This window comes from Streptomyces noursei (genome assembly GCF_016917755.1).
Classification (GTDB): domain Bacteria; phylum Actinomycetota; class Actinomycetes; order Streptomycetales; family Streptomycetaceae; genus Streptomyces; species Streptomyces yunnanensis.
In genome coordinates this window covers 7,991,816-8,005,410 of record NZ_CP070326.1, presented here as the reverse complement: position 1 = coordinate 8,005,410, position 13,595 = coordinate 7,991,816, and the positions used below count along the sequence as shown (strand labels likewise).

Below are 13,595 nucleotides of genomic sequence, written 5' to 3'. Positions count from 1 at the left end.
CGCCGTGGAGTGACACCGCGGCGAAGCGAACCGGCCAGTCGCTGGCGGGGAATTGCCGCACTTCCTCCCCGATGTGATCCAGATCATCACCATGTGGCCCGCTATTCGGTGCTGCGTGCCGGTAGCGCATGGCACGATCATGCCGATCATTACCCACGGGTAATCGTCCGGCCGGAGATGTGCTTCCGCCCTACGGCCGCCCCCACATCACGCCCCCTGAGGAACCAACTGTGCGTCATCCCTTGAGGTATGCCGTTCTGCCGGCGCTGACCGCCGCATCCCTGCTCGTCGTCACCGGGTGTGCGGCGGGGCCCTCGTCCGGCACCTCCGCCGCCGGGAAGAGCGGCGCTGACGAATCGATGTCCAACGTCAAGGGCACGGGCGCGGACGCGCCACTCGCCGTCGCCCCGGCGCCCACCGGGGCGGGCACCCCCAGCGCCGTCGCGACGCCGTCCGCGGGACACCGCCCCGCCGCGAAGTCGGCACTGCGGATCGTCGAGTTCGACGGGCGCAGCGGCCGGGCCGTCCTCGCCGGGCCGACCGCCGGCACCCCGTCGAAGGACAAGAACGGCAAGGACGACCACGCGCACAAGGAGGGCCGGACCGACAAGGGCGGCAGCGGCGGCAACGGAGGCCAGGGTCACGACGGGGGCAAGGGCTCAACGGGCAAGCGCCCGGCCGCCGTTGCCGTCGGGGACGTCTTCGCCAGCGCACCCGCTCCGGGCGCGCCGCACGGCACCTTGGCCAAGGTCACCGAAGTCGTCGGCACGACCCCGCGGGGCACCGAGGTGAAGACCGCGCCGGCCACGCTCGGCGCGCTGCTGGGCGGTTCCACGGCCCAAGGGCGGGTGCCCGTCGACCCCGCCACGGTGAAGGTCGAGCCGCTCGCCCCCAAGGTGGCGGTCTCCTGGGCGAAGACCGGCAGCCTGCACTTCGGGCCCGAGGGGGCGCAACTGCCGCTGGGCAGCCTGCGGGTGGACGTCAACGCCGCGCTGCCCACCCTCAAGACGCGGGCCGGTTCCGTCGACGCCTCCGCCTCGGGCTTCGTCCAGCTCGCGCCCCAGGTCGAGTTCTCCTACGACGGCAAGGGCAACACCACCGGCACACCGGGGACCGCGTCGGTGAGCCTGGCGGGCGACTGGTCCTCGCAGTGGGAGCTCAAGGGCCAGGCGGCGGCGTCCACTTCGGACGGCGCGCCGCTGCGGGTGCCGTTCGCCAAGTTGCACGCCGACCCCGTCATCCAGGTCGGCGTGGTGCCGGTCGTGGTCAACCTCGACCTCACCTGCTACCTCCAGGTCGATGCGGACGGAAAGGTCAGCGTCGACGTCAAGCAGGACGTGAAGGGCGACTTCCGGGTCGGCGGCTCGTACAGCCGGGCCAAGGGCTGGACGCCCATAGCCCGCGCCGACCTGAGCGGCACCCCGGTGACCGCCACCGCGACGGCCGCCGGACGCGTCAAGGCCACGCTCGGTGCGGAGGCCAGCGTCGGCCTCTACGGCAGCGTCGGTATCACCGGCACCCTTGCCCCGTACCTGCGCGCCGAGGTCGACGGCACGGCCACCGGCGCCTCGAACGGCACGGGCGCACTCGTCGGCAAGTGGGCTGCGTACGGCGGAGTGGACCTGTCCGGCGCGCTCCGGGCGCACCTCGACATCTTCGGCACGCCCGTCTTCGAGCGGAGCATTCCGCTCGGCCCGCTCAACCATGAGTGGCGGCTCGCCGGCGGAGAGGGCGCGGTGCGCACGCCCGCGAAGCGTCCCTGAGTGACCGCCGTCCCGGGCATCGATCGACCACGGGACGGCACGAGAACCACGAAGTCCCTCGCGTCGCGGGACCGACTCGTCCAGCAGGGCCGTGCCTGTGCCGCCCTGCTGGACAAGCGCGCCGCATCCGGTCCCGTGCCCCGCGTCAGCTCGTGTGGACCGTCAACGCCGCCCGGACCGCGGACTCCAACGCCCCCTCGATCCAGGCGGGTTTGATGGACGTGTGGTCCCCCGCGAAGTGCAACGGCCCTTCGGACGTGGGGACGTCGGGGAAGAGCTCGGTGTGCTGGCCGGGCAGGAGCACCGAAGCCTCACCGTAGGCGTAGTGGTCGCGCATCCACGACTGGGTCTTGCACTTGTTGGTGAAGAACACCTCGCACCGGCGGCCGAAGACGGCCTGCACCCCGGCCAGCGCACGCAGATACCGCTCGTCGTCGGCGAAGGAATCCCACTTGAGGGCGTCGTCGGACCAGCTGTAGGAGGCGAGCACGATCCCGCCGTCGCAGCCCTCCACGGGGTGCGCGTGCTCGAAGTACATGAAGCGGTTGGCGTTGTCGCTGACGTTGCCGCCGCCGCGGACATGCGCGGCGTCCGGATCGCCGCCCGCCACGGGCCGGAAGGCGGCGAAGGACTTCTTGAGCTCGTCGGGGAGCGTCACCCCCAGCTTCTGCACGGACTTGTGCGCGCCGAGGTACGCGCCGTCGCCGACCGCGCCCGCCCGGTACCTGTCGTACAGCTTGTCCTCGATGGAGTTCAGTGCCTCTTTCCACTGCGCCTCGGTGAACTCCCACCAGCGCTGGGAGAACTCCAACAGCACCTTGGTCGCGGCGTCGTAGTGCAGTTCCGTGATCGCTCGGCGCTTTCCGTAGGTGAGCGGAGGCTCGAAGGTCACGTGGCGCAGCCCGGAGAACGGGACGGTGATGATCGCCTCGTCGCCCTCGAACACCTCCGTGACGCCGCCCTTGCCGGTCTGGGAGTCCTCGGAAACGGTGTGCACCGCGACCTTGCCGGCGCGGCGTTCGATGCGTACGGCACGCCGGTCGAGCCGCACCTTCCCCTTCACCGGCTTGTACAGCGCGTCGGCGAGCAGCGCCGTGCCGCCCTTGATCTCCCAGAACGTGGTCTTGGGGTCGATCAGCGCGCTGGACAGGAAGCTGTGCGTGAAGGACAGATGCAGCCGCGAGGTCAGGTTCTGGATGGTGCCGATGAGGTCGATGGTCCTGGTGTCGAGCCCGGCGACCTCCGTCAGATACCGGTACATGGACCAGTGGCCGTACTTCTTGAGGACCTTGGCCCACCCCTTGACCAGGGCCTTCCCCTCCTTGCCCCGGATGAGCCGGTGCGCGGGTTCGAGGGCCTGCGCGAGGATGGCGGCCGCGGTCCTGGTGCGGTTGGGGCCGGTGACCCCGAACGTGTCGTTGATCTTCGCGGGGTTCTTCTCGTAGTCGGCGCGCCGCATGTGGACGCCATTGACGTGGATCCAGGCACGGTTGGCCTGCTTCTTCGGGTCGTCGACCGCCACGTCCACCAGGTAGAACTCCTGGAGCTCAAGGTCGAGCTTCTTGATCAGCGCCATCAGCAGCGGGTGGCTCCCGGGCAGCCGCATGGCCCCGGCCTCGGCGTACTGCCCGGGGTCGGCGAACGGCTGCTCCCCCTCCTCGTGGCCGCCCTTGCGGAACGTCTTGATACGGCCGCCGACGCGGTTGCCGTTGGCCTCGATCACGACGACGTCATGGCCCGCCCGGTTGAGCAGGTCGGCGGCGAGCAGCCCGGCCGGCCCGGCCCCGACGACCAACACCCGCTTCGTCGCCCTGCCCCGGCGGGCGGGCAGGCCGTTCTCGACGGCCTTCAGATAGGTCGGTACGAGCGGTCTGTCGTGCTCGTCGTAGACGGCGATGGCACGGGCGACCGTGGTGTACGCCGTGGGATCGGTGCCGGGCGGCGCCGCGGCGGGCGCCGTCAAGGGCGCGACGGCAGGGCTCAGCGCGGTCGCCGGCGCGACGGAGGCGGCGGTGAGGCCGGCGGCGAGCGCGGAGGCGCCGGTCGCCGTGACCACGGTGCGTCGCGAGAGTTGCGCGCCGGGCGGCCGAGGCGAGGGGGGCTTGGCGGGCGAAGCGTCCGACGCGAGGTGTTCCCCGCTCGATACGCCGGTGTTCTTCGTGCTCGGAGTGGTCACGCTCGGAGTGCTCCCATCGTGTGAATTGATCGCTCATCACACTTGGCTCAGAGGCGACGCGGAGCCACTGTGTTCACACGAACGGGGACGCCAAACCACCCACACGGCTACCTCGTGCGATCGCACGGTCAACGCCCCTACGAACAATGGCCGTTCACCCCGCGGACCGGAAGGGGACCATCTCGGCGCCCCTCCCCGACTGGACCGACAGGGTGGTGGACGCGCTGCCCGAAGCCGCGTACCGCGGGAACCGTGGTGCCTGCTGCTAACTTCGCGAACTGTTCGAGGGCCGGCGGGAACTGCGGCCGAGGCGGCCGAGGCCGGGCCACAGTGGTGAGCGGAGGCAGGATGACTGACGCACTGGAAGGCCCGGACGCACCGACCGGCAGCCGCTTCAGACGCCGGACCTTCCTGGCAACCGCCGCCGCTGCGGCCGCCACGCCCGTCTCCGTCGCGGGGACCGCACAGGCAACCGAACCGCCGGCGGACGGAAGGACACCCACGCCCGGCCGCGGCTCCGTGGGACGCCTGCTCGCCGTCCCGGAGCCGGACCGCGGGGTGCCCTGGATCAGGTCGGCCCTCCAGGTCGCCGTGGCACTCGAACTCGCCACCATTCCCGCCTACTTGTGCGGCTGGTGGTCCGTCAAGGACCGCGACAGCGAGGCCGCCCGGCTGATCCGACGCATCGTCGGCGACGAGATGTACCACCTGGGAGTGGTGTCCAACCTGCTCGTCGCGGTGGGCGGCCGGCCGAGAATCAGCGACGCGGCACCCGTCTACCCCGGCCCGCTGCCCGGCGGGGTGCGCACCGGTGTGACCGTCTACCTGTCAGGGCTGACCAAGTCGTTCGTGCACGACGTGATGATGGCGATCGAGGCCCCCGAAACCCCGCTCGCCCAGGGCCTGGACAACTACCTCAGCATCGGTCTCTTCTACGGCGAACTACAGCGGGCGTTCCGGACCGCGGCACCCGAACTGTCCACGCGGGGGCAACTGTTCCAGTACATCGGCTCGGATGTCTTGAGGCCGGTCGAGAACCTCGACGACGTCGAGCGCGTGATGGAGATCATCAAGGAGCAGGGCGAGGGCACCGCCAGTTCCCCATCCGATACGTTCGAGGACGACCATCCGGCCCACTACTACGCCTTCAGCGAGATCTACCACGGCCGACGGCTGCGCAGGACGGGGGACAGATGGGAGTACACCGGCGAGCCCGTGCCCTTCCCGGAGGCGCGCCCCATGGCCCGGGTACCGGCCGGTGGCTGGCCGAACCCACCGGCGCACGTGCGGGGACTTCTGCAACGCTTCGACGACATCTACTCCACCACGCTCGACTTCCTCGACCGTGCCTGGGACACCGGTGACGACCGCGCCTTGGGAGCGGCCATCCACGCCATGCGGGGCCTGGAGGCTCCCGCCGTGGAACTGATGGAGACCGAGATCCCCGGCGGCGGAGGGACCTACGGCCCCGCCTTCCGCCCCCTCCCCACCCGCCGAGCCACCTGACGCCCGTACCCGCCGCGATCCGTCGGCGGCGCTGTCAATCCGATGCACGCGAAGACTGGCGAAAACCCTGTACTTTTCGACCGTCCCTCCCGGCGTCGTCGCGACCTCTTCCGCGCGAAGCGCAATAGTTGCGCGATCCACAACAGGGTGTTCGGCCTATGTGGATGCGGGAAAATGCCGTCTTCCTCCGGGGATTGCCGGGCGCGGCCACCGTGTGAAATCCCTGACGCTCGCGTGCCGATGATCCTCCTGTGCAGCGGCGGTGCAGTTTCCAGACACTTTTCCTGCCGGGAATTGTCGATCTCGGAAATTGGCCGAGTTCTTTCCCGTGGGAGTGGATGAGTCGGGCGCTTGACCCCAGGGGCGGGGGAGGGGGAGGAGTGCCGGGATGCGCCCGGCCTCGCCATTCGTCAACCTGGCGCGCCACGCATACCACCACGGCCCGCCGCTTCGCATCCCCGACGGCCTCTTGGTGCCTGCCAGTCGGCGGCAGTTGGCGATCTCGCCGGCTACGCTCGACCTCCGGAACGCGCTCCCGACTTCGATGTCGGAGTTGGCCTTGACGCGCACGTCCTCGCGTCGTCGCAGGTCAACTCCCTTCCCTTCGCCGGCGCGACAGCGGCTTGTGCAATCTCTGATTCCGTCGAATCCCCGAGTCGAACGCACATTCTAAATTTCGTACACGAGTGCAGTTGTGTGTTATACGCACTCGGGCCGCAGAAACACCTCGACCCCGCTATGCTCGCTGTCGCGCAGCGAGTTGTGGCGATTACCGCACGTCGTCGCTTGCTGTTGTGGTGCCGCCGAATCGCACAAAGGCTCGGGCGTCCTGGGACCCGGCCTCAGACGTGCGGAACGCCGCCTTGGAACGCGCTACCACCAAGCAATTGGTGAGCGTGCTCCGACGGTCGTCGATCTTGTGCAGGCGGCCTTCTCATGGCGCCCATGAACGCCATGTACATCGCCCTGTCCATACCCTTTAGTGCTCTGAGGATGCCGATGGTTCGTGCTGGTTCGCCCCCCGGAAGTTCGGGGCCCGCTTCCGCCCCGATATGGCTGTTGCCGTCCGTACTGCTGGCCGTGTGCACGGCCGTGGCCGTGGCGCTGACGCCGTCAATGGCTCGCGCCCCGGTCGTCACGATCGGCGTCCTCGCGACGGTGGTGGTGGCTGTCGCAGGCGGGGAGGCGGCACGCCGAGGACGTGTGCTCGACGAACTGCGCAAGCAGTACGCCAAGCGAGAGTCCGTCCTGCTCGGCCACCTTGCCCAGCAGGAAGCCGAAACCGTGCGGATGGCAAAGGAGACCCTGCCCACGGCCATGGCCCAGCTCCAACAGGGCTCCCGTGCCGAGGATGTGCTCCGCAACGTCGTCCATGTCTCCCGCGTCAGCCCCGAGTTCGAGGCCGCCTACCGGGCAGTGCTGCGCTACGTCCTGGAGGCCGTCGAGGCCGAGGAAGACCTGCGCGACTCCGCCCAGCGGGCCTTCGTCAACATCGCTCGGCGCGTCCAGGCCATCGTCCACCAACAGTCCCAGGAACTGCGGGAGATGGAGGACAAGCACGGCCATGACCCCGAAGTCTTCGGTGACTTGCTGCGCCTCGACCACCGCACCGCCCTGGTCGGCCGGCTCGCGGACAGCATCGCCGTGCTCGGTGGAGCTCGGCCCGGCCGCCAGTGGCAGCAGACCATCCCGCTGTTCAACGTGCTCCGCGGCGCGATGTCCCGGATCATCGACTACCAGCGCGTCGACCTGCACTCCGTGGCCGAGGTCGGCATTCTCGGACGCGGTGTCGAACCGCTGATCCACGCCCTGTCCGAACTGCTGGACAACGCCACCCGCTATTCACCGCCCCAGACCCGGGTCCATCTGACCGCGACCGAGATCCAGACCGGTGTGGCCATCGAGATGGAGGACGCCGGGATCGGCCTGACCGATGAGGCCCGCCTGCGCGCCGAGCGCGCCCTGGCGCAGGACTCGCCCACCGGACTCGACCTGGACGACCTGGGCGAGTCACCGCGACTCGGCCTGGCCGTGGTCGGCCGGCTGGCCCGCACGAACAACTTCAAGGTCTCCTTCCGGAGTTCCGCGTACGGCGGCGTGCGCGTGGTCCTGATCGTTCCGCCGGAGATGATCACCGCGACTCCGGTGCCCGGCGGAGCCATGGCCAAGGCCGCTGTGCTGCCGCCGCCCCGGCGCCCCGGTGGTCCGATGCGCCGCGTGGAGGGGCTCGCCGAGGAGCCCGTGCCCGCCGTCTCTCCGCGCAACGCCAACGGGCTGCCGCAACGCAGGCGCCGTACCCGTGCCGTGATTCCGCCCCTGCGGCAGAAGTCCGTGGCCTCGACTCCCACGGAATCCGACACCTCGGTGTCAGCCGCTCCACCCCCGCAGGCCGGGTTGTGGCTGGCCGCCTTCCAGGAGGGTATCTCCGGCGAGTCCCGAGCTGAGTCCCCCGCACCTCGTCCCCACGGCCTGAGCGATAAAGAGTCCGAGCGTAACTGAGTCATTAGGTAAGGATGAGTAAGTAAGTGGTGACACAGCAGCGACTCAATATGAACTGGATGCTCGAGGGCCTGGCGTCGAGTGTTCCGCACACCCGTGACGTCGTGGTGCTGTCCTCGGACGGTTTGTGCATGGCTCAGTACGGTACGGACGAGGACACCGCGGATCGCCTCGCCGCTGCCTGTGCCGGCCTGCAGAGCCTGTCGGCGGCCATCGCCGCCGAATTCCCGCACGGCGACGGGCAGATGAAGCTGGTCGTCATCGAGGTCAACGGCGGCTTCTTCTACCTGATGGCGGCCGGCGCCGGGGCGTACCTGGCGGTACTGGCCGATGACGATGTGGACGCCGGCCTCATGGGACAGGGGATGCGGGACCTGGTCGCCCGGATCGGCCAACATCTCACAAGCCCGCCGCGGGCCGACCGGCAGGTCCCGTGAGCGACTCGAAACCGGAAAAGCACCGGAATTGGGAAGAAGGCGGTCCCGAGCGGCTCTATGTCCTGACGTCCGGCCGGAGCGCGCCATCCGAAGCGGCGCCTCTGGACATGGTCACGCTGATCGTGACCCGGCATCGGCCCACTTCGAGCATGCAGCCGGAGCAGGCCGCCATCCTCCGGATATGCGACTACCCGCTATCGATCGCCGAGATCTCCGCATACGTCCATCTGCCGGTCAGTGTGGTCACGGTATTACTCGCGGATCTGCTGGAGAGCGGCCACGCCGAGGCCCGGGCGCCGATCCCGACGGCCTCGTTGCCCGATGTCGAACTATTGGAGGCGGTGATGCATGGACTGCAAAATCTCTGAGCCCGTCGTCGGCCCCCGGAGCGAGGACACCCTACCGGCCTCGGCCTCCACGGCGGTCAAGGTAGTGATCGTCGGTGGCTTCGGAGTGGGAAAGACCACTCTGGTCGGCTCGGTGAGCGAAATTCGCCCGCTGACCACCGAGGAGACCATGACGCAAGCCGGTGTCGGAGTGGACGACATCGTCGGGGTCGAGCGCAAGACCGAGACCACGGTGGCGATGGACTTCGGCCGGATCAGCCTCAGTAGCGAACTGGTGCTGTATCTCTTCGGCACTCCGGGCCAGCAGCGCTTCTGGTTCCTGTGGAACGGCCTCTTCGAAGGCGCGCTGGGGGCCGTGGTCCTGATCGACACCCGACGCCTGGACGACAGCTTCGACGTGATCGGCCGGCTGGAGGAACGCGGCCTGCCTTTCGTCGTCGCCATCAATGCCTTCCCGGACGCCCCTGCCTACCCGATGTCGGATCTCCGCGCGGCCATGGATCTCCCCGATGACGTTCCCATGGTCGATTGTGACGCCCGTGACCGCGCCTCCAGCCGCGATGCCCTGCTGACCCTCATGCGCTATCTGTACGCCCTCACCACCACAGCCTCGGAGCCCCGTTGACCGCCTCTGACACGAATCAGCCCAGCACGACGTCCGTATCCGGCCCGCCCCCGGAATGTCCCGCGCACGCCCGAGTCTGGGACACCGAAGGACTGGCGCGGCTCTTCGGGCCCGAGGTGGTGAACGATGCAACGGGCTTCTACGAACGACTGCGCGCCAAGCACGGGGCCGTGGCGCCCGTCCTGGTGGACGGCGACCTTCCGGCCTGGCTGGTCCTCGGATATCGGGAGAACCTCGAAGTTCTCCGCACGCCCACCCGCTTCAGCCACGACTCCCGTATCTGGCACTGTTTCAAGGAAAACAAGGTCGCGGCGGACTCACCGTTGATGCCGGCTCTCGCCTGGCAGCCCGTCTGCCTCTTCATGGACGGCTCGGAGCACGAGAGGCTTCGGGTCGCGCTCACCGACAGCATGACGCGATTCGACCGCCGTGGAATCCGTCGCTGCGTCACCCGATCCGCCCATCAACTGATCGACGAATTCATCGGCAATGGACAAGCCGACCTCGTGAGCCAGTTCGCGGAGCAACTGCCGCTGCGCGTGGTGTCGCAGCTCCTCGGTATGCCCGACGAGACCGGTCCGCGGCTGGTCGAGGCCACCCGGGACCTTCTCAGGGGCTCGGAGACGGCCTTCAAGAGCAACGAATACCTCGTGGCGACGCTGGATGAGCTGGTCGCCCGCAAACGCGCAGCTCCTGGTCCCGACATCACCTCGTGGTTGATCGGCCACTCGGCCAACCTCACGGACGAGGAAGTCGCACAGCATCTGCGACTCGTCGCCATCGCGGCGAACGAGAACACCACCAATTTGATCGCGAACACCCTGCGCATGGTGCTCACCGATCCCCGCTTCCGGGCCTCGCTCACGGGCGGCAGCATGACCCTGCCCGACGCCTTGGAGCAGATGCTGTGGGACGAGCCGCCGACCGCGGTCGCGCCGGCCCGGTGGGCCACCGGGGACACGGAACTCGCCGGTCAGTCCATCAAGGCCGGGGACATGCTCCTGCTCGGTCTGGCCGCCGGTAACGCCGATCCCGTTATTCGCCCCGATCTCTCGGTGCCCATGCACGGCAACCGTTCCCACCTCGCCTTCACCGGCGGTCCGCACGAGTGCCCCGGCCAGGACATCGGTCGGGCCGTCGTCGACACGGGAATCGACATCCTGCTGATGCGGTTGCCCGATATCGAGCTGGCCGTTCCCGAGAGCGAGCTGAGGTGGGTGTCCCATTGGATCGCCCGCCATCTGACCTCGCTCCCGGTGAAGTTCACCCCGAGCCGGCGAGAGGGTCTCGCCACGACGACCGGTGTATCGGCGGACGGTGTGGACGACGCTCCCGCCTCCCAGGGGGCCGTCGACGGCGGCCGGGAAGCCGCAGGGGACTCGCTCGCGGCGATCTCCTCGGCCGACCTGCCCAGGGCGCATGTCCCCTGGTGGAGCCGGCTGAAGGGGTGGCTGTCAGGGAAGTAGCGGGGTTACGGGAGCGCACATCGTGCGCCTCTCGAAACCCCCAAGAGGCGCACGCCGGGGCACCGATGTAGGTATCAGTGCCCCGGCGTGCGCCTCTTGGCGCGTGTGTGATGCGGCGGCCCATCAGTGGTGGGAACGGGGGCGGGACTCGGTCAGAGCCGGCTCGGCATGCGCTACGAGCATGCGCGGTAGCGGGACGATTCAAGTGACCAGTCGTAGTTGGCGCGTATCCAGTCCTGCAGATGTGCCGCCTGGTGAACTGCCGCCGAGCGTTCACGTTCTGACAGGTTCTGGATGCCCAGCCACTCTTCGAAGCACTCCTTTCGATGGGTGAACCGCCGAACGCAGTCATCCAGCAGGCCGGCGACCGTGAATTGCGCCGTGCGGCGATCGCAGTGCGCCTCGTCTTGGATGACCGAGATGGCGTTGAACGGCTCCCCGGCCGACTCTTCCTTGCTCGCCGACCACAGGTCGTTGACGAAGATGATCGCGTCTGCGGTGTCGGCCTCCATGCCTTGGAAGTAGGGGTTCTGTGCCACTCTCTCGGGAATCTCGAAGACGCACGCGCACTCGTTGAGGTCGGCCGAAGGCGCGGCGGCGATCGTGTAGCGACGCAGACCGATCAGCTTCTTCAGCGAGATGGGAGCCCCGGCGGTCCGGATCACGATTTCCTTGAGGTTGCCCTGGAAGTATCCGCGCCAGTGATCGGCTGATCGCGCGATCCATTCCGCCGACATGCCTCGCGCACTTCGTCTACGGATATCCCGGAACGCGCTGATGACGGGCGCTTCGTCGGTCTCCGGCGCGGAGTCGGGATCCTCCGCGATACCGGTGACGACCGCGATCAATGCCGATGCCTGGGTGATGTCGCAGGCGAGCGGTCCGCCGTCGAAAAGGTCGTCGAACCGGAAGAACCAGCCCATCGCGTCGGCAGCGATGCGAAGGCCGCGAGCGGTTGCGTCCGGGTAGGCCCGGGCGGCCAGCTCGACCATTTTCCATTCCTTGAAGCTCTCGGCATCGGCGTCATCCGAGATGAGGTGATGCCTCCGAAGCCATTCTTCATGGCCGGTGCGGATCTCTTCCAGGTGTGGATTGATGCGCGAAGGAAAGGGGATGGTGCTGCCGAAATCTTCGAGTTGCATGTGTGTCGCTGCCTTCCTTTCGCGTAGGCGCGGCCGTCACGGTCCCGCTGGATCGCCGACGTCCGGAGGAGTGCGCCTCGGCTGATCAGTGCAGTCGGTGTCAGCGTGAAATCGGGGACACCGGTGGGGAATCGGGGCCCGCGTCGGCCTCGCACGCATGCCGCGGTGCGGGCGGGAGAGGCAATCGCGCAGCCAACCTGAGGGCCACTGGCGGCGGGTGGAGGGAGCGCCAGCGTGACCATCGCCACGGGTCGTGTACGGACGAGGGCGGGTGGGGCCGATCACGAGGCGGTGCGTCCAGCACTTGCGGTAAATGCGCGGTTGGCGGCACGGCAATGCTCCTCAGGGGCCTGGTAGAGCATCGGGCGAACTTGCCTGCGTGTGTCAGCTGTGGGTTCCGGCCACTTCGTCGGTCGGAACAAGAATTGCGCAACGCTGCACGGGTGTACAGGGGGCCTCCTGAATCACTGCCCGTCAGCAGTACGCGCCCTTATCGGGTGCCTGTGCCTGACGTCGCCGGGTGGGGTGGGCGTGGCCCCGTGCGGCTCAGCGGGCCTTTGCCCGGCTCCTGGCCCCTGCATCATGTCTCCGCCCGGATCCCGACTCCGGTCACGATGGGTCATGTGGCTGGAAACCTCCACCAGAAGAGTCAAAAGGGGGCGTCCTGCCTGTCGGCGGCGCGGGGGAGTGCCCCTCAAGAGTCCTCGTGCGCCGTCTCCGAAGGGGCCGGGACGGCAGCCGCCAGGCGGTCACGGAACCAACGATGGCCCGGATCGGCGGAGTTGCGCGGGTGCCAGGCCATTCCGAGGTCGAGGGGTGCCACGTCGAGGGGGAGGGGGAAGGTGCGCAGTCCCAGTGCGGCGATGGCGTCCGGGAGCCAGTCGGCCAGGGTGAGGGCGACGAGGTCGGTGTCCCGGGCGAGAATCATCGCGCTGGTGTGACTGGGGACGACGACCGCGATCCGGCGCTGCAGTCCGAGTTCGGCGAGTGCCTGGTCGATCGGCCCGCGGCGTTTGCCGAGCCGGGAGATCCCGATGTGGCCGGCTTCGGCGAACCGGCGGGCGTCGATCGGCCGGTCGAACAGGGGATGGTCGCTGCGGGCCACGCCGAGCAGCGCGATCTTGGTGAGCGGTCGGGTCCGGATCTCCGGGTCGAGGTGCCCGAGGACGCCCAGTTCGACATCCACCCAGCCCTGCCGCAGGGCGGGGCCGCCCTCCACCGCCTCCGGCAGGAAGACCACGTCCACGTGTGGGGCTTCGGTGTGGATCCGGTCGGTCAGGGTGCCGGCCAGCCCCGCCAGGAGGAGGTCGGTGGCCTGCACGGTGAAGGTCCGTTGCAGCTGTGCGGGATCGAAGCCGGCCCCGGGGCGCAGGACCTTGTCGCAGTTGCGCAGCAACGCGCCGACCTCCTCCCGGAGTTCCAGGGCTCGCGGGGTGGGGGCCATCTGCTGGCCCGCACGGACCAACAGGGGGTCGCCGACCGCACGGCGGAGACGCGCCAGCGTCCGACTGGTCGCCGCGGGGGAGGTGCCCAGTCGCTCCGCGGCACGGGTGACGCTGTTCTCCTGGAGCAGGGCGTCCAGGGCGCGTAGCAGATTGAGGTCCATCGATGCTCCTGAACTGCATTTTTACGCC

Annotated in this window: 10 protein-coding genes; 7 read left to right on the top strand and 3 right to left on the bottom strand. The window is 68.8% G+C overall.

Going from position 1 to position 13,595, the window contains the following annotated elements:
* Positions 1 to 359: 359 nt before the first annotated feature.
* The gene (locus tag JNO44_RS35005; protein WP_240168022.1) at positions 360 to 1,763 is read left to right on the top strand and encodes a hypothetical protein; all 1,404 of its coding nucleotides are present in this window, start codon (positions 360 to 362) and stop codon (positions 1,761 to 1,763) included.
* A 145-nt stretch (positions 1,764 to 1,908) separates the two neighbouring features.
* On the opposite strand, the gene JNO44_RS35000 is transcribed toward JNO44_RS35005, so the two are convergent.
* Positions 1,909 to 3,819 (bottom strand): flavin monoamine oxidase family protein, encoded by a 1,911-nt coding sequence (locus JNO44_RS35000; protein ID WP_420882770.1) that lies wholly within the window; start codon positions 3,817 to 3,819, stop codon positions 1,909 to 1,911.
* Positions 3,820 to 4,287: 468 nt separating this feature from the next.
* On the opposite strand from JNO44_RS35000, the gene JNO44_RS34995 reads away from it, so the two are divergent.
* From JNO44_RS34995 to JNO44_RS34970, 6 genes are all read left to right on the top strand, one after another.
* The gene (locus tag JNO44_RS34995) at positions 4,288 to 5,445 is read left to right on the top strand and encodes a ferritin-like domain-containing protein (RefSeq protein ID WP_205367991.1); all 1,158 of its coding nucleotides are present in this window, start codon (positions 4,288 to 4,290) and stop codon (positions 5,443 to 5,445) included.
* Between the two features lie 1,116 nt (positions 5,446 to 6,561).
* Positions 6,562 to 7,944 carry a sensor histidine kinase gene (locus JNO44_RS34990; protein WP_240168021.1) on the top strand — a complete coding sequence of 461 codons (1,383 nt, stop codon included), beginning with the start codon at positions 6,562 to 6,564 and terminating at the stop codon, positions 7,942 to 7,944.
* 50 nt (positions 7,945 to 7,994) lie between these two features.
* A complete protein-coding gene (locus JNO44_RS34985; protein WP_039629233.1) occupies positions 7,995 to 8,381 on the top strand; it encodes a roadblock/LC7 domain-containing protein in 387 nt (128 codons plus the stop codon).
* The gene (locus JNO44_RS34980) at positions 8,378 to 8,749 is read left to right on the top strand and encodes a DUF742 domain-containing protein (protein WP_102924802.1); all 372 of its coding nucleotides are present in this window, start codon (positions 8,378 to 8,380) and stop codon (positions 8,747 to 8,749) included. The genes JNO44_RS34985 and JNO44_RS34980 overlap by 4 nt, the downstream gene beginning before the upstream one ends.
* Positions 8,730 to 9,353, top strand: coding sequence for a GTP-binding protein (locus tag JNO44_RS34975; protein ID WP_205367989.1), 624 nt, complete (start codon positions 8,730 to 8,732; stop codon positions 9,351 to 9,353). Before JNO44_RS34980 ends, JNO44_RS34975 begins: the two co-directional genes overlap by 20 nt.
* A 116-nt stretch (positions 9,354 to 9,469) precedes the next feature.
* Positions 9,470 to 10,819, top strand: a complete 1,350-nt coding sequence (locus JNO44_RS34970; RefSeq protein WP_205367988.1) for a cytochrome P450 — start codon at positions 9,470 to 9,472, stop codon at positions 10,817 to 10,819.
* Between the two features lie 173 nt (positions 10,820 to 10,992).
* Here JNO44_RS34970 and JNO44_RS34965 read toward each other — a convergent pair whose 3' ends face one another.
* Positions 10,993 to 11,961 carry a terpene synthase family protein gene (locus JNO44_RS34965; protein ID WP_205367986.1) on the bottom strand — a complete coding sequence of 323 codons (969 nt, stop codon included), beginning with the start codon at positions 11,959 to 11,961 and terminating at the stop codon, positions 10,993 to 10,995.
* 694 nt (positions 11,962 to 12,655) lie between these two features.
* A complete protein-coding gene (locus JNO44_RS34960; RefSeq protein WP_205367984.1) occupies positions 12,656 to 13,567 on the bottom strand; it encodes a LysR family transcriptional regulator in 912 nt (303 codons plus the stop codon).
* Between the last annotated feature and the right edge of the window lie 28 nt (positions 13,568 to 13,595).

Excerpts from the sequence above, each read along its gene's own strand:
- JNO44_RS35005 (WP_240168022.1), top strand. The coding sequence starts at position 360 with ATGTCCAACGTCAAGGGCACGGGCGCGGACGCGCCACTCGCCGTCGCC.
- JNO44_RS34995 (WP_205367991.1), top strand. The coding sequence starts at position 4,288 with ATGACTGACGCACTGGAAGGCCCGGACGCACCGACCGGCAGCCGCTTC.
- JNO44_RS34990 (WP_240168021.1), top strand. The coding sequence starts at position 6,562 with ATGGCTCGCGCCCCGGTCGTCACGATCGGCGTCCTCGCGACGGTGGTG.
- JNO44_RS34985 (WP_039629233.1), top strand. The coding sequence starts at position 7,995 with ATGAACTGGATGCTCGAGGGCCTGGCGTCGAGTGTTCCGCACACCCGT.
- JNO44_RS34975 (WP_205367989.1), top strand. The coding sequence starts at position 8,730 with ATGGACTGCAAAATCTCTGAGCCCGTCGTCGGCCCCCGGAGCGAGGAC.
- JNO44_RS34965 (WP_205367986.1), bottom strand. The coding sequence starts at position 11,961 with ATGCAACTCGAAGATTTCGGCAGCACCATCCCCTTTCCTTCGCGCATC.
- JNO44_RS34960 (WP_205367984.1), bottom strand. The coding sequence starts at position 13,567 with ATGGACCTCAATCTGCTACGCGCCCTGGACGCCCTGCTCCAGGAGAAC.